This window comes from Desulfobacter hydrogenophilus, assembly GCF_004319545.1.
In the GTDB taxonomy this organism is placed as follows: Bacteria; Desulfobacterota; Desulfobacteria; order Desulfobacterales; family Desulfobacteraceae; genus Desulfobacter; species Desulfobacter hydrogenophilus.
This window is the reverse complement of sequence record NZ_CP036313.1, coordinates 4,485,458-4,501,196: the sequence shown is the minus strand read 5'-3', so window position 1 is coordinate 4,501,196 and position 15,739 is coordinate 4,485,458. Positions and strand designations below refer to the sequence as shown.

At 47.5% G+C, this 15,739-nt stretch carries 15 protein-coding genes and 1 pseudogene; 10 read left to right on the top strand and 6 right to left on the bottom strand.

Annotation, left to right across the window (positions count from 1 at the left end):
* The first annotated feature begins 49 nt into the window (after positions 1-49).
* The 3 genes from EYB58_RS20030 to cobM all read left to right on the top strand — a co-directional run bounded on the left by EYB58_RS20030 (position 50) and on the right by cobM (position 2,888).
* Complete coding sequence (locus EYB58_RS20030; RefSeq protein WP_111955032.1) at positions 50-538, top strand: tRNA (cytidine(34)-2'-O)-methyltransferase; 489 nt, start codon at positions 50-52, stop codon at positions 536-538.
* Positions 539-894: 356 nt separating this feature from the next.
* A complete protein-coding gene (gene cbiE, locus EYB58_RS20025; RefSeq protein WP_111955034.1) occupies positions 895-2,115 on the top strand; it encodes a precorrin-6y C5,15-methyltransferase (decarboxylating) subunit CbiE in 1,221 nt (406 codons plus the stop codon).
* Positions 2,116-2,123: 8 nt separating this feature from the next.
* On the top strand, positions 2,124-2,888 hold the full coding sequence (gene cobM / locus EYB58_RS20020; RefSeq protein WP_111955116.1) for a precorrin-4 C(11)-methyltransferase: 765 nt from the start codon (positions 2,124-2,126) through the stop codon (positions 2,886-2,888).
* 65 nt (positions 2,889-2,953) lie between these two features.
* Here cobM and EYB58_RS20015 read toward each other — a convergent pair whose 3' ends face one another.
* Positions 2,954-3,412, bottom strand: a complete 459-nt coding sequence (locus EYB58_RS20015) for an ArsC/Spx/MgsR family protein (protein ID WP_111955035.1) — start codon at positions 3,410-3,412, stop codon at positions 2,954-2,956.
* Positions 3,413-3,474: 62 nt separating this feature from the next.
* A complete protein-coding gene (locus tag EYB58_RS20010) occupies positions 3,475-3,723 on the bottom strand; it encodes a hypothetical protein (protein WP_111955036.1) in 249 nt (82 codons plus the stop codon).
* A 592-nt stretch (positions 3,724-4,315) separates the two neighbouring features.
* Here EYB58_RS20010 and EYB58_RS20005 point away from each other — a divergent pair.
* From EYB58_RS20005 to EYB58_RS19985, 5 genes are all read left to right on the top strand, one after another.
* Positions 4,316-5,362, top strand: a complete 1,047-nt coding sequence (locus tag EYB58_RS20005) for a cobalt-precorrin 5A hydrolase (protein ID WP_111955038.1) — start codon at positions 4,316-4,318, stop codon at positions 5,360-5,362.
* A gap of 234 nt (positions 5,363-5,596) precedes the next feature.
* Positions 5,597-6,907: a YfiM family lipoprotein gene (locus tag EYB58_RS20000; RefSeq protein WP_111955118.1), complete on the top strand. Its 1,311-nt coding sequence runs from the start codon at positions 5,597-5,599 to the stop codon at positions 6,905-6,907.
* A gap of 177 nt (positions 6,908-7,084) precedes the next feature.
* Positions 7,085-7,225 carry a cobalamin biosynthesis protein gene (locus EYB58_RS19995; protein ID WP_341273374.1) on the top strand — a complete coding sequence of 47 codons (141 nt, stop codon included), beginning with the start codon at positions 7,085-7,087 and terminating at the stop codon, positions 7,223-7,225.
* 26 nt (positions 7,226-7,251) lie between these two features.
* A complete protein-coding gene (gene cobJ, locus EYB58_RS19990; protein ID WP_170299760.1) occupies positions 7,252-7,971 on the top strand; it encodes a precorrin-3B C(17)-methyltransferase in 720 nt (239 codons plus the stop codon).
* Positions 7,968-9,482: a cobyric acid synthase gene (locus EYB58_RS19985; RefSeq protein WP_111955042.1), complete on the top strand. Its 1,515-nt coding sequence runs from the start codon at positions 7,968-7,970 to the stop codon at positions 9,480-9,482. Before cobJ ends, EYB58_RS19985 begins: the two co-directional genes overlap by 4 nt.
* A 265-nt stretch (positions 9,483-9,747) precedes the next feature.
* Here the strand turns inward: EYB58_RS19985 and EYB58_RS24905 are convergent.
* From EYB58_RS24905 to EYB58_RS19965, 4 genes and pseudogenes are all read right to left on the bottom strand, one after another.
* Positions 9,748-9,843: pseudogene (locus EYB58_RS24905) on the bottom strand (P-type ATPase actuator domain-containing protein); the annotation flags it as partial.
* Positions 9,844-10,122: 279 nt separating this feature from the next.
* Positions 10,123-10,596, bottom strand: a complete 474-nt coding sequence (locus tag EYB58_RS19975; RefSeq protein WP_111955044.1) for a universal stress protein — start codon at positions 10,594-10,596, stop codon at positions 10,123-10,125.
* Between the two features lie 61 nt (positions 10,597-10,657).
* Positions 10,658-11,653, bottom strand: coding sequence for a universal stress protein (locus EYB58_RS19970; protein WP_111955046.1), 996 nt, complete (start codon positions 11,651-11,653; stop codon positions 10,658-10,660).
* A 91-nt stretch (positions 11,654-11,744) separates the two neighbouring features.
* Positions 11,745-13,316, bottom strand: coding sequence for a bifunctional aminoglycoside phosphotransferase/ATP-binding protein (locus tag EYB58_RS19965; RefSeq protein ID WP_111955048.1), 1,572 nt, complete (start codon positions 13,314-13,316; stop codon positions 11,745-11,747).
* A 286-nt stretch (positions 13,317-13,602) separates the two neighbouring features.
* Here EYB58_RS19965 and cfa point away from each other — a divergent pair, with 286 nt between their 5' ends.
* Positions 13,603-14,724 carry a cyclopropane fatty acyl phospholipid synthase gene (gene cfa, locus EYB58_RS19960; RefSeq protein WP_111955050.1) on the top strand — a complete coding sequence of 374 codons (1,122 nt, stop codon included), beginning with the start codon at positions 13,603-13,605 and terminating at the stop codon, positions 14,722-14,724.
* A gap of 22 nt (positions 14,725-14,746) precedes the next feature.
* Positions 14,747-15,694: an NAD(P)/FAD-dependent oxidoreductase gene (locus EYB58_RS19955; protein ID WP_111955052.1), complete on the top strand. Its 948-nt coding sequence runs from the start codon at positions 14,747-14,749 to the stop codon at positions 15,692-15,694.
* Positions 15,695-15,739 lie beyond the last annotated feature (45 nt).

Sequence of the window (15,739 nt, the reverse complement as noted above, 5' to 3'; positions counted from 1 at the left end):
CTTTTTTTGTATACTGCCTTAATTGCCATTTTTTTAAACGGACTCATAAATGATTAAATTGAATATTGTATTATTGGAGCCTGAAATACCTCAGAACACCGGAAATATTGGTAGAACTTGCAATGCCATGGGCGCTTGCCTGCACCTGATAGAACCATTGGGGTTCTCCATTGAGGATAAATATTTAAAGCGTGCCGGACTTGATTATTGGAAAGAACTCAATGTTAAATCATACATAAACTATACTGATTTTCTTGTCCGAAATCCCCAGGGACAGAAAGTATTTCTTTCAAAGAAAGCAACAATACCATGTGACCGGTTCTGTTATTCAGATAATATTTATCTTATTTTTGGAAAAGAGTCCGTGGGGTTACCTGAAAAAATGCTAAAGGAGAATGTGAATTCCTGCGTCAGGGTACCCATGTCTTCCGGCTCCAGGTCTTTAAATATAGCCAACACTGTTGCCATCATCAGTTATGAGGTAATGCGACAGCACTCTTTTTTGGGATTAGACGTCGGAGTCGTAGACGCATCTTAATTATTGGGGGCGATGATGATCCGGATTATTCTCCGGATCATTCTATTGATGAAAAAAGATTTTTACTTTTAGGACCGCAGATTAAATAAGTTGGGCAGAAATAACGCCGAATTTTGGTTCATCTACAAGGTGCATTAAAGCTTGAATAGCAGGCCTATTGGACCTTTGATGCAACAAAGTAGATGGGCCAAAAGGCAAGCTATTTCGTTCAAGTTATTTAATCTGTGGTCCTTAGGTTGCAGCCAGAGACTCAAAGTTCTGCCGAAAAATTTTGCCCGGTACCGTGTCGGTTCAGAGCCGTTATTTATGATTTAGAAAGGTACATTGCCTTTGATTTCGATGAGAGGAAAAAAGCCATGAATAAACCGGTTCATGTAATCGGCATGGGCCTTAGCCCCAAGGATCTTACCGCATCCCACCTGGCGCTCATTGAAAGGGCCGCTGTTTTGGTGGGGGGAAAGCGGCATCTGTCCTATTTTGGGGATGTGATGGCCTTAAAAAAAGAGATTTCAAGCCCTGTGTCAGGGGTGCTGGATTTCATCGAAGCGCATATGGCTGACGGGCTTGTGGTGGTGCTGGCCTCGGGTGATCCGCTTTTCTTCGGTATCGGCAAAACGTTGATTGGGCGCCTGGGGCCGGATCAGGTCATCATTCATCCCAATGTCACCAGCATGGCTGCTGCCTTTGCCCGGCTTAAATTGCCCTGGCAGGATGCGGCCTGGGTGAGTCTGCACGGTCGGGACAATATGTCGGCCCTGGCAAAGGCAATGGATGACAAGGACCTGCTGTGTGTGCTCACCGATCCTGAAAACGATCCCTGGGCCGTTAAAAAACAGGTGAATATTCATGATTATGCCTGGCAGATGTGGGTGCTGGAAAACCTGGGCGCCCTGGAAGAAAAAATTTTTTTCATGGATGAACACACAGATACCCAAACCGTTTTTTCCCAGCCCAATGTGGTGGTGCTTCAAAAAGGTGAACCGGCAGCCCCTTCCGGCCCCTTACGTTCGGGGACCCCGGATAACTGGTTTGTCCATGAAAAGGGCCTGATTACCAAAGCGCCGGTTCGCGTTCTGTCTTTGGCCGCCCTGGAACTTGCCCCGGACAATATTTTGTGGGATCTGGGGGCAGGTTCGGGGTCTGTGGGGATTGAAGCTACCTTGTTTTTACCGGATGGGTTTGTTTATGCCGTGGAAAAGAATCAGAGCCGTGTCGCCCAAATCAAGGCCAATGTTGAGCGATTCAAAGTTAAAAATCTGTCTTTCTCCCTGGCACAACTTCCCCATGGATTGGCGGATTTGCCAAGGCCCGACCGGGTTTTTATCGGTGGTTCCGGTAAAAATCTAGACCAGGTGCTGGACGTGGTGACAACGGTTTTGAGGCCTTTGGGCAGAATCGTTATAAATACCGTACTGATGGAGACCCTGCACCTGGCGGTATCGGTGCTGGAAGAAAAGGGCTTTGGGGTGAGCCTGACCCAGGCCCAGATCAGCAAATCCAGGAACATGCCTTGGGGACGGCGTATGGAAGCGTTGAACCCCGTGTGGATCATTGCCGCACAAAAAGGAAAACCATGATGAACATGATGAAAAAATATCCGATTATATTTACCGGGGCAGGGCCGGGTGCTCCAGACCTGATAACGGTCAGGGGCATGAAAGCCCTGGAAGAGGCTGATTATATCCTCTACGCAGGGTCTCTGGTGCCCGAAGCCGTGCTGACCTGGGCGGGTGACGCGGCTAAAAAAAAGTCCAGTGCCGGTCTACACCTGGACGAGATGGTGGATATCATGGCCGATGGCTGGGACAAGGGGCTTCGGGTCGTACGACTGCACACCGGAGATCCGTCCCTTTACGGGGCCATTGCCGAACAGATGATGCTGCTGGATCAACGGGAGATCCCCTACGAGGTGATTCCGGGCGTCACCGCCGCCTTTGCCGCAGCGGCTGCACTCAAGGTGGAATACACCGTGCCGGAACAATCCCAGACCCTGATATTCACTCGGATTTCAGGCCGGACCCCGGTCCCGGAAAAAGAGTCTTTGGAACGCCTTGCTGCCCATAATGCGTCCATGGCCATTTATTTAAGCGCCGGCATGGCCGAACAAGTGCAAAAAGTTCTGGCCGCAACCTATGGACCCAAAGCCCCTGTGGCCGTGGCCTATCGGGTAAGTCATCCCGAAGAGCGAATTATTGTTACCATTGTGGAGCGGCTGGCCCAAATTATGGCGGAAAATGAAATCAACCGCCTGGCTCTTATCATTGTAGGACCTTTTCTGGAAACGGAAGCGGACGCCAGATCTCTGCTGTACGACCGGACTTTTGCTCACGGATACCGGGACAAGGTGTGATCGATCAAAAGCCCGGGCATACTGGCTGCCCGGGCTCTGAATGGTTTATGGTGTTTTGGGGGTGATCAGCTTATTTTCTGTTCATCACAGCTGGTATCTTTTGCCAGCATCGGACAGAGGCCGAGGTTTTCCTTTCGAAGTTCTTCAACAATGGTTTCATTCCCTTTTGATGGATCAAGTCCGATCCAGGCATGAACCGCGTCTACGGAAAAGCCCTGCATTCTTTCATCTTCCACACGAAGCAGAGGCCGTTTGATGAGAATGGGATTTTTTAACATTAAGTCAAGGGCCTCTTCACGGTTGACAGATTCCGGGATCACTGTTTTGGATTTCACCAGCGGCGCGGTTCTGTTAAACCAGTCCGCCACAGGTTTGTTTCCAAAATAAAGAAGCAGTTTTTCCCGGGTCCACTGGGTTTCCAAAATGTTTTTTTCGGTTACAACATGGCCCGCAGCTGCGAGCCATTTTTTTTGTTTGGTGTTGTTTATGCAACCGGGTTTTTCGTAAAATGTAACCTGGGCCACAAGCTCTCCTTTTTGTTGTGGGCTGAGCCTGGGTGTTGATAAGCCAGGTCAGCCCATAGCTGTTATTGTGTCTTGTTTGCAATGGTTCTTACAGATACGATATTTTCCCAGTCATAATAGGTATTGATCATTTGCCCTTTTTCTTCTTCCGTAATGCGGACGAATTCTTCTCCAAGAAAAAAAGTGGCCCCATCATATACCTTGCCGTCGTTTACCTGGCAGTGGATATCCTTTCTCAGTTTCCGTGATAACGTACCGTGAACAGGCATTGATGCATATTCAAAAATTTTTTCCAGTGTTGCTTTTTTCATGATTACTCCTTTGAACTGTGACAGTTATGTTTCAATATAACTCAAGTTTAGTTTCAACTTGAGTTGGTGGTTAATCTCTGAATACTTCCCTGCTTGTTTTTGTCGTTCTGTTATGTGTTCCGTTATGTGTGTACAATCAAAAATGATGCCGGAGTGTTAAAAAAGAGAGTTGCAATGGGCTATGCGTGACAACTAACTATAATTACTGTTTTAATCAGACCTCTTTTTTTGAATATTTAAAATCGATAGGACAGTTGCTTTGTGTCAAAAATACAATAACGCAAATTTGTATTGTTGTTATTACAGTATTGTGTTTATTCGGAGGGGTTATATATTTGCTATGACTCTGCAGACGGTATATTGAGTTTTATTCCTAAAATCTGTAAGAATAATAAATAATTTTTGATTTAATCGAAGTGCCGTAATGTGATTTTGAATTGTACAAAAGGACCTAAGAAGGTCGCCTGCCGGTACCGGAAAAGGGAATCAACCGCCTGGCACTCATCATTGTGGGATTATCTCTAAAGAAGGGAAAAGATGCAAATTTATTGCTGTGCGACCGGGTCTTTGAGCCAGGACATCGGGATAAGGCATGATTGACTGGGCTGAAAAAAAGCTTGGGGTATGGGTGCTGACACCCCATGGGATGACACTGGCAAACCAGGTGAAACAGGCGTTGCCCCATACAGACCTGTTTGCGTCGAAAAAACTTGTGCCGGGTGAATTCTATACCGCATTCTCCTCTTTGGCCAAGGCCCTGGCACCGGTCTGGGATCATTATGATGCCCATTACTTTATTATGGCCACGGGTATTGTGGTGCGCACCATTGCGCCTTTAATCCAGGATAAAATAAAAGATCCTGCCGTGGTGTGCGGTGATGAGGCCGGTAGTTTTGTGATCAGTCTGGTCTCAGGCCATATCGGCGGGGCCAATGAACTGGCCGTCAGGCTTTCGACGATACTGGGGGCAACCCCTGTGATCACAACCGCCACGGATGTCAACCAGGTGCCTGCCATTGATGTGATTGCCCGGGACCAGGGACTTTATATCGAAAATAAAACAGCCATAAAACATGTGAGCATGGCCTTTATCAAGGGGGAACCCCTGCCGGTTCATGACCCCTTTCATCTGGTGTCACCGCACTTGCCCCCGGCGCTCATGGAAGATCCTTCTTTATTTACTTCTGAAAAATCCGGAATATGGGTGGATTGCACGATCCGTGATCTTCCGGAAAAAGTGTTGGTGCTTCGTCCTAAAATGCTGGTGGCCGGCATGGGGTGTCGAAAAGGTGTGCCCCGGCAGGAACTTGAAGATCATTTACGGCACGTCTTTCAGACCCATGGATTCAGCGTGAACAGCCTGTCCAAAATCGTGTCCGTGGATCTTAAAGCCGAGGAACCCGGGCTTCTGGCGCTTGCCCGAACCTTAAACGTGCCCATTGAATTTTATACAAGAGACGAATTGGACCAGGTGAAGACAGTTCCCAATCCCTCTTTCCTGGTGAATAAACATATAGGAGTAAGGAGCGTATGCGAAGCAGCAGCCATGCTGGCAACGGGTCGGACGCATTTGTTAATACCGAAAACGTCCGGTAAAAGAGTAACCTTTGCCCTGGCGGTAATGCCCGTCACATCGTAGAAGCTCAGGCTTCTGTGCTGAAGTCAACTTCATAACATGGGATATTGAAAATCTGAAAATGGCTGCATAGGCCAAGGCTTTGGTCGTTCTCACTGCCGACTTAGACCATGACGGGGATAGGTAATATTGTGTCTGCTCGAAATATGGAAAACCTGCGTAATACCTGCTGGATTCTTCAAAAATAAAGGATCCGAGTTTCTGTTTAAACCCTTAAAATACAAGGCAAAAAAAAGTATGTTTAAATTCATCGTCAAAAGTTTTTTTTTGTTATTTGTTCTTGCGGTGGTGGCCTGTCCGTTTCTTTTTTTATTTGCTGTGATTGATAAAACGCCTGCCGTGGGCAAACCACCTGAACTGTCATTTGATCAGGTCAAGCGCATGGAACAGCTGGTTCGCCTTTACAAGCCCGATTCTATGTCGGTCAGGCAAACCCGGCAGGTGGAACTTTTTGAACAGGATTTAAATTTAATGGCCGCTTACGTTGCCTCCGAGTTTGTTGACCAGGTTGCGATTTTTCCCCAGATCCGTTTGTCTGATCCTTTTATAAATATAAGTACTGCAGTGAAGATCCCCCAGACCCCTTTGGGCGAATATATCAACACGGCATGTGTCCTGAAAATAGAGAACGGCAGACCCCGGGTCCATTCCATGAGTGCTGGTTTTTTTACATTGCCCGGTAGCCTGATCACTGCGGCTTTGTCCTATCTGGGACAGGCTCTGCTTGCACCTGATGAGTATAAATTGGTTTTGCAGAACCTGGATGCCCTGCAATCGGTTGCAATAAATCGACAGCAGTTAAGTTTTACCTATGACTGGAACCCGGATGCCTTAAACCGGTTGCATGAAAGTCAGAAGTCAATGCTTATTGCTCCGGAACACCAGGATCGTCTGATTCTATACACCAATGCGTTAGCCAAAATGTGCAGTACATTTAAAAAATATGACGTTAATAAAGTATGCGTAGTCCGGGTGATCCGGCCGTTGTTTAAACTGGCCTTGGAGCAAAGTAACGTGTCAAAAAATCCGGTTGAGGAAAACAGGGCAGTGTTGCAAACCATCTCTTTATTTTGCCTTGGCCGTGGGCTGGAACATCTTGTGACCGAGGAAAGAGCCGCAAATCTTATCTCGCCTGAAAGTATCGCTCTCACCCTTTGGGACAGGGAAGACTTGGTCAAGCATTTTTTTGTTTCTGCCGGAATCGCTGTGTCCGGAGGCAGCAAGCTGAGCAACTTTGCCGGGCTTTCCAAAGAGGTGGCTGATTCAGGTGGCGGAAGCGGATTCAGCTTTGCTGATTTGGCCGCAGACAGGGCCGGAGTCCGGCTTGGGGAACTTGCCACAGGCTCCGCCCAAAAGGCATCCGAAATACAGCAGAAAATGGCAGCCGCTAAAACTGAAGGTCAGTTTATGCCCCGGATTGATAATTTGCCCGAAGGGATTATGGAACTGCAGTTTAAAAAACGGTATTCTGATTTTGATTCAAACGCCTACACCCTGGTTGAAAATGAAATTACTCAGCGCATTAACGCCTGCTTGGTCTATCAATAGGTAAGGGGAATGCCCATATTTTCCTCCGGTTTCAGGCCTTTTTATCTGTAAAAAGATTGCATTTAAGAACGATAAGGACAATCATGCGCTACAAAGTCCGGATCAGTGATATGCTGCCGGGTTTGTGTTATTTTTTGAACATAAAAGTTATCCGGACAGGTTGATCCATCTTTTCTGGTGAACAAACATATAGGAGTAAAAAGCGTATGCGAAGCAGCAGCCATGCCGGTAACGGGCAGGACTTGTCTGTTAATCCCGAAAAATCCCGCTCGGATAGTAGTCACTCTTGCCCTGGCGGCAATACCCTTTACATCCTAGGCACAGGACCCGGAAGGGCCGAACATATGTCCGGCCGGGCACGCCAGGTGTTGGAAGCCTGCGATATTGTGGTGGGGTACAAAACCTATCTTGAACTGATCAAAGATGTGATCAAGGATAAGAAGACCCTGACCACAGGCATGACCAAGGAGGTGGACCGGGTTCAGGCCGCCATTGATGCCGCCCTTGACGGCTACGCGTGCGCCCTGGTATCCGGGGGGGATGCCGGCATCTACGCCATGGCAGGCCTGGTTTTGGAAATGCTGGCGCTTAAAAAAATTGCCTGCAATACCGGCGAAAAAGGCAGCCTGTGTGTTGAGGTGGTGCCGGGTATCCCCGCGCTTGCTGCCGGTGCTGCGCTTTTAGGCGCGCCCTTGACCCATGATTTTGCAACCGTCAGCCTCAGCGATCTGCTCACCCCCTGGCAGATGATTGAAAAGCGCCTGGATGCAGCAGCCTCTGCTGATTTTGTTATCAATATTTACAACCCCAAAAGCAAAAAGCGTGACTGGCAGCTCAGCCGGGCCATGGAGATTATTTTAAAATACCGGGCCGGCACCACCCCGGTGGGTATTGTTACAGGGGCCATGCGTGACAACCAGACGGTGGTGTTGTGTGCCCTTAAGGATTTGGACAAGGCCGACGTGGGGATGCAGAGCATCGTGATTGTGGGAAACAGTTCCACTTTTATTTATAATGATTTGATGATCACCCCCCGGGGGTACAGCAAGAAATATGAGATATGAGTGAAAATTTAAAAAAAGCAAAATGTATCGCCGCCCTGGGTACAGGGTCTGATGTGGGAAAAAGCGTGATTGCCACAGCTCTTTGCCGGATTTTTTCCGATCGTGGGTATAAAGTGGCACCTTACAAGGCACAGAATATGTCCAATAACTCTGGGGTTACCCCGGAAGGTCTTGAAATGGGCCGGGCTCAGATTGTCCAGGCCGAAGCCGCCCGCATTGCTCCCCATGTGGACATGAACCCGGTGCTGCTCAAGCCCGTGACCCAGGTCGGCTCCCAGGTGGTGCTGCTGGGAAAGGTGCATAAAGATCTGTCCGCTGCTGAATATCACCGAGAAAAGGCAAAGCTCTGGGATACGGCCTGCGGCGCCCTGGACCGCCTTCGCGCCGCCAATGATGTGGTGGTGCTGGAAGGAGCCGGCTCCTGCGCTGAAGTCAATCTCATGGCACGGGATATCGTAAATCTGAAAATGGCCGCCTATGCCAAGGCCCCGGTGATTCTCACCGCTGACATTGACCGGGGCGGGGTGTTTGCCCAGATCGTGGGGACCCTGGCTTGTTTGAACAAGGCCGAACAGGACCAGATCGCAGGTTTTATCATCAATCGGTTCCGGGGCGATATTGCTTTGTTTAAAGAGGGCGTGGACTGGATTGAAAAAAAGACCGGCAAACCGGTTTTCGGCGTATTGCCCTGGGTGAACCATCATATCCCCAATGAAGATTCCGTGGTGATCGAACACGCCGTGGCTAAAACTGATCCTGCCCAAACCCCAACAGTACTGGTGGTGCGTACCCCCCATATTTCTAATTTTACCGATTTTGATGCCCTGTTTCAGGTGGAAGGATTGGGCGTGAATTTTGTTGAACATCCAAGAGACCTGTCCGCCTATAAAGCCGTAATCCTGGCCGGTTCCAAGAGCACCCGCAGCGACCTGAACTGGCTTGCCAAAACCGGATGGACCCCCAAAATTAAGGCTTATGTTAAAAATGGCGGCCATGTCCTGGGCATATGCGGCGGCTATCAGATGCTGGGCACAAAAGTCCATGACCCCAACGGCCTTGAAGGTATCCCGGGCGACACCGATGGGTTGGGGCTTCTCCCCCTTGAAACGGTTCTCAAAGCTCCCAAAACCACCACCATCTCCCGGTTTGAATGGGACAGCACCCCGGGTCTTGGTTACGAAATCCACATGGGCCGGACAGCTTCTGCCGACCGGATTGCTTCGAGCAAAGCGGCAGACAACGGCCTGTTAAACGTAAAAGAGAGAAACCAACAGACCTGCACCGATTTTGACGGGACCATGGCCGACTCAGGCCGGGTCATGGGTACCTACATGCACGGTTTTTTTGATTCTGCACCCATTCTGAAAAAATGGCTGGGCCTTCTGGGCTTAAACAAACTTGAACCCCCGGAATCCTGCGGCCTGCAGGGCAGGAACAGGCAGTATGATATGCTGGCCCGGCATTTTGAAACGCATGTGGATGTACCCGCTATTGTAAATGCCATGGAGTAGGAAAATTATTTGTTGCCATTCAAATTTTTATCACATTTTTATTTTTTATCATAGCAGAGCATATCCATGCCGGATAGTTTCTCAATCGCCACCAACCGACAGGGAGGTTCCGCTTATAAGGACCGCAGATTAAATAAGTTGGGCAGAAATAACGCCGGATTTTGGTTCATCTACACGGCGCATGAAAGGTCGAATAGCAGGCCTATTAGGCCTTTCATGCAACGAAGTAGATGGCCCAAAAGGCAAGCTATTTCGTTCAAGTTATTTAATCGGCGGTCCTAAGTCGTGCATCCGCAGGGACCACATCCCCGATCCGGATTCGGATAATATCTCCGGGAACCAGGTTTCGAGAGGGCAGGGCAGTCCATTTTCCGGCTCACTTTACCCAGGCCTTGAGTGCCAATTGGGCCTTAAGCGCAGAAATATCATTGCCGGCCTGGAACTCCTCCCAGAACCCGATCACTGCATTGGCCACCAGCAGGACGACAATAATGAATGTCTATTCTGTCGGCTACCAACATAACACGGGATAGTTTGACCCGGTGATTCCTGAGAAGCCTTATTTTAAAGGGTGTCCCGGCTTAAGTCGTACTATGATCTACCGCTGCGGCATCACTAAGCGCCGGGCAGCGGTATTGACTTATTCATAGCGCTTATACTCCAGTTCTCTTTTGACCAGGAACATGGAACAGGGCATTTTTTGAATCAGTTCCCGAATGTCATGACCCATCATCAGATGTTCAAGATAACCCTGCTCATGGGCCGTCATAACCATCAGGTCAATATTTTTTTCTGAAATGAATTCTGTGATTTCCTGCACAGGCTCCCCTTGGATGACGCTTTCCTGGATGGTCAGCCCTTCGGAATCTTCCGCCTTGATATAATCCTGAAGGTCCTTATGAGCATCCTCAAGTATTTTTGCGAACTCGTCCTTTAGAATCTTGGCTGAGGATATGGGTAGACTCCAGCCTTTCAGCCCAAAGGGGTTGTGCACGATATGGGTGACAAAAAGTTCTGCCCCGTAATTACGGGCGAAAGACATTCCCCACTGAACGGCTTCAAGGGCCTGTTTCGTACCCATGGATACAACGAGAATACGTTCCGGATGTTTCATGTTTGATCTCCTTTATTTTAAGGTTTTGTATATTAGGAGGAATCTGTAACTGCCGATTCCCTTATTCATTCCGCTTGCCGGTAAATACATGAATCGACCGGTCTTTTTCTTTACCGATTGCCGGATCATTCGGGGCGTTTTCATCCCAGGAAACCAGGGCTTCCGGATCCGTTACGACGATCACCGGACATCCGGCGCGGAAGGCGGTCCGTTCCACGGCACTGCCGGCATACCATTTTGTGCCTTTTTTCTTTGTGTGGGATCCCAGAATGATTACGTCTGCATTGTTTTTTTCTGCACATTTAACGAGTTCTATATGGGGCAACGCCCCGCCCCAGATCTGATAGGCGTAATCGGTATCTTGAATCAAATTTTGGCAGAATTCTTCCAGGCGGTTTTCAGTATTTTTTCGATCTGCTTCATAATCTTTTTTGGTATACTTGGGATACGGTGGCACAGGAATCATGTGAAAGGGAAAGATTTTTGACCCGAATTTTTCTGCAGTTTTCCGGGCAAAGAACAAGGCGCATTCACAAGATACGGAAAAATCCACTCCCACCACAATTTTTTTGAATGCCGCCGAGGACAAGCGAACTGCGGGATTGATAATCGTCACCGGACAATTTTCCCGCATTACCACACCTTCCACAGTGCTCCCGATTTTCCCGGCCACCCGGACGGTCCCCCTTTCAACGGCACGTTCGGAATGGGGGCCGAGGACGATCATGCCCGCGTTAATATGTCTGGATTGACGAACAATCTCTTCCCAGGGGAATCCGCAAACAACCGTGACATCAAAATCCATGCCCTGCGGCAATATTGCTTTATAAAAATCGAAGAGTTTTTTCTGAACAAGTTCTTGATACGCCGACGAAAAATTGATCTCCTCGTTTGTTTTAAAATCCTTAACCAGATGTCGGCTGTTTTCATGAGAGGACTCCGCTACATGGAGAATGTTAAGCTTGGCTTGATGGGTCTCGGCGATTACAGCAGCGCTTGTCACCACCGGGTCCTTAACTCCCACAAGGTCTGTTGCTGCTAAAATATGCTTAAACATGGCTCCTCCTTTTTGATTGATTGGTTGATTGATTGATACATCAGACCCTGTGCCTGTTGCTTAAGTGCTTTAATTTTTCGAAGCATCCTTTTTAAAGCATCCGGGGCAAAATCTTTGAAAGACACGCATCCATGGATGCTTCGGTATTTACTTTTAAATGACGGTCCGCCTCTATTTTCTGGATCGGTTCAAACCGATTTTTAAATGATTGAAAATGGGAAATCCGCGCATCAGATATTGTGTTTCGGCCATTTCTCATGATCAACCTTTCTTGCAGAACAGGGTCCGATACCGTACATTCGATAAACACGATGCCGGCACCTAATTTTTCAGCCAGGGAAATCACTTGTTTTCGATATTTTTCCCGGCTAAAGGAGGCATCTATCGTCACGGAGTTGCCTTTTAAAACCTCTTTTTTTGCCAAAACCAAAAGCGTGTCATATGTCTTGCTGGTCGCGGTTTCGGAATACATTCCTTTTTCAAAGGGCATGTTTTCAGGGTCGGTTGGTGGGGCTGGGAATATTTTTTTTCGGACCACATCCGAATTGATGGACCGGATATTAAGCGCCAGGGAAAGGGCTTGTGCCAAGGTACTTTTTCCAGACGCCGGCATGCCGCAGGTCACCCAGATCCTGGGCCTGGAGAAGCGATCTGCATACCGGTCTGAAAGGGCAAGGTATTTTTTTGTCTGTTCCAAAAGTTTATTGCGTTCCTCTCCGGAAACATCATGCGCCTGCAGGCGGATGCAATTAACCTTAAAACGCACCATGGCCCGGTAGCATTTATAAAAATTTATCAGTACGTATACTTCCGGGTCATGACTATAGCCTGCATAAGCTAAAAGAAACTTTTCAGCCAAGGCTGAAAATTCCAGAAATTCCATATCCATGGCCAGAAAGGCAAGGTCCGCACCCACGTCGATATACCGGAAACGGTCATTGAATTCAATACAGTCAATGATCTGAATCCCGGTATCTGTAAAATAAATATGACCGGTTCTTAAATCTCCATGGCAGTCCCGGAACCATTTATTTTCCATGCGCCGAAAAAACAGGGATTTTTGCCTGTCTAAAAAAGTACTTGTTCTGGACCATACCGACTGAAAACAATCGCCGTCAAACAAGGACCCGAGCAAAGGTTGGGTCTGTTTAAAGTTTTCATCGCAGTTTTGCCGGATTGTTTCAAAGGCCGCTTCCATATTTGGCGGTTTGTCGGACGTATCGGAATCGTAAAATTCATACAGCTTCATTGCCAGCCGGTTAATATCCTTATCACCGATCTTTCCGGATCGAAGCAACTGTTTCATGGAATCGGTCTCAGACAGTTTTTGCATCCTTACGGCATATTCCACAACCGTCCCGTCGCCGCCTAAATAAAACTGGTCCCCTTTTTGTGTAATTTTTGTCACATCCAGGTAGACGTTATTTGTCAGCCGGCAATTTAATGCCACCTCACGGGTGCAAAAATGTCTGCGTTTTTCAAGGGTGGTGAAATCAAGGAACTTCAGGTCCACGGATTTTTTAATTTTATAAACAAAGTCACCTGCCAGGAACACCATGGAAATATGGGTTTCACAGACCGTTACGCCGGGAACAGGATGGGGATAAAATTCCGGGGTCCGCATTTGTTTAAACAGAGCTTCCTGACGAGCTGATTCTCTCATTTTCAATAGTCTGTTCCCCGTTTAGAAGATTTCAGATAATGTTGACTATAACATAAATAGAATCAAAAACAATGTTATCATGTTTTCGATAACTGACTGGACAAATGTATGTGATCTTAAGTATGATGGTCGCGTAAAAAGTAGAAAATGCCAAAATAGGTATTAATAATTTCAGTATGTTATAGCTGGAAAATTGCTAAAATCGGACTTTTTACAGGACCATCAAGTATATTAAAAGAATTGCCCGTACCATGGAAATAATAGATTTTAAAATAGACTGAAAAATATGAGAAATCAGGATATCAAAAAATTCATCAACAAATTATTGAAACTTGCCGGTATCACCGTTAACGGAAACAATCCCTACGACATTCAGATTAAAAATGACCGGTTTTACCAGCGGGTAATCCATGAACCTGCTCTGGGTCTTGGTGAAGCCTATATGGATAACTGGTGGGAGTGCCGCGCCCTGGATCAGTTCATGTCAAAAGTGTTGTGCGCAAATCTTGCGGAAGTATTAAAAAAAGAGTGGCAGATTACCTGGAATATCTTAAAACCAAAGCTTCTTAACCAACAGTCTTCCAGGCGTGCGTTCATGGTGGGTCAAACCCATTATGATATCGGTAATGAGCTTTATCAGGGCATGCTGGACAAACACATGCAATATACCTGCGGATACTGGAAAGATGCCACCACCCTTGATCAAGCCCAGGAGGCGAAACTTGAGTTGGTCTGCCGGAAATTAAAACTTGAGCCCGGCATGAAAGTACTTGAACTGGGATGCGGTTTTGGTGGGTTTGCCCACTATGCGGCAACAAATTACGGCGTTGAAGTGACCGGATACACCGTCTCCAAAGAGCAGGCTAAATTTGGGAAAGAGCTGTGCCGGGGGCTTCCCGTTGACATCCGGCTGGCAGATTACAGAACCGCCACCGGAGAATATGATCGGGTGGTCTCGATAGGTTTAATGGAGCATGTGGGGTATAAAAATTATGGCACTTACATGAAATTGACCAACCGGTTGCTGAAGGATGACGGTATTGCACTGGTTCATACCATCGGTAGTAATGCCAGTTGTTCTGCTTGTAACTCATGGACGGCAAAATATATTTTCCCCAATGGTATGCTTCCCTCCATTGCCCAGCTGGGAAAAGCCATGGAAAAACAATTTGTCATGGAGGACTGGCATAACTTTGGAGAGGACTACGATAAAACATTAATGGCATGGCACGAAAATTTCAAACAGGCGTGGCCCAATCTTAAAGATAGATACAACGATCGGTTTTATCGCATGTGGGAGTATTATTTATTAAGCTGTGCCGGAGGATTCCGATCACGATCCATGCAGTTATGGCAGATTGTGATGACTAAACAGGGGACTTCAGCGCCCTGCTGCCGCCTTATATAGTGCGGCAAAACCAAGGAGTGGCATGATTGAGGAGAAGATCATTATCGTCGGAGGCGGTCCTGCCGGTGCCGCCTGTGCCTGGAAACTTAAGCAAAGGGGCATCACGCCCCTGGTGCTGGATAAATATTCTTTTCCCCGTCCCAAGGTTTGTGCGGGATGGGTGCCCCCTGACGTATTTAGGCTCCTTGAATTTCAAGGTGATGATTATCCCTACACCTTCAGTCAATTTGACCGAATTAATTTTCATATGTTTGGTATAAAAATTCCTGCCCCCACCCGTCAATATGCTGTCAGACGATATGAATTTGATGCCTGGATGATCTCCCGCGCCCGTGTTCCGGTTCACACCCATTGCGTAAGAAAGATCACCAGGGAGAACGGCTTTTATATCATTGATGACCAGTATCGATGCAAGTATCTCATCGGTGCCGGCGGTACCCATTGCCCGGTTTACAAGACGTTTTTCACTCAAAAGCGTTCTCGTCCTCCAAAGTCCCTCATTGTTGCCGTTGAAAAGGAATATCCATATGATATTCTTCATAATCAATGCCATCTATGGTTTTTTGATCATGGGCTGCCTGGGTATGCCTGGTATCTTCCCAAGGGGAATAACTGGTTAAACATCGGCATTGGCGGAAAATTTCACAGAATGAAACAGCGGGGACAGAACATTATGGAACAGTGGCATCATTTTACAAAGGCCCTTCAAAAAAAGGGATTCATAGGGGAAAACCCATCCAGCCCCAAAGGTCACAGCTACTATTTCCAGCATGGTCCGAAAAAATATCAACAGGACAATGCCTTCATCATCGGAGACGCGGCAGGACTCTCCACCCTGGATATGGGGGAGGGGATTCATGGCGCTGTTTTAAGCGGTATCCGTGTGGCAGATGCCATCGTAGAAAACAAACCATTTGCTTTGCCACACCTGGCGAGGTTCAGCCTGCCGAAAATATTGCTGCCTAACTGATATTTTTGTGAACCCTTTTGGAAAAAATCAATCCTGTAAATTCCG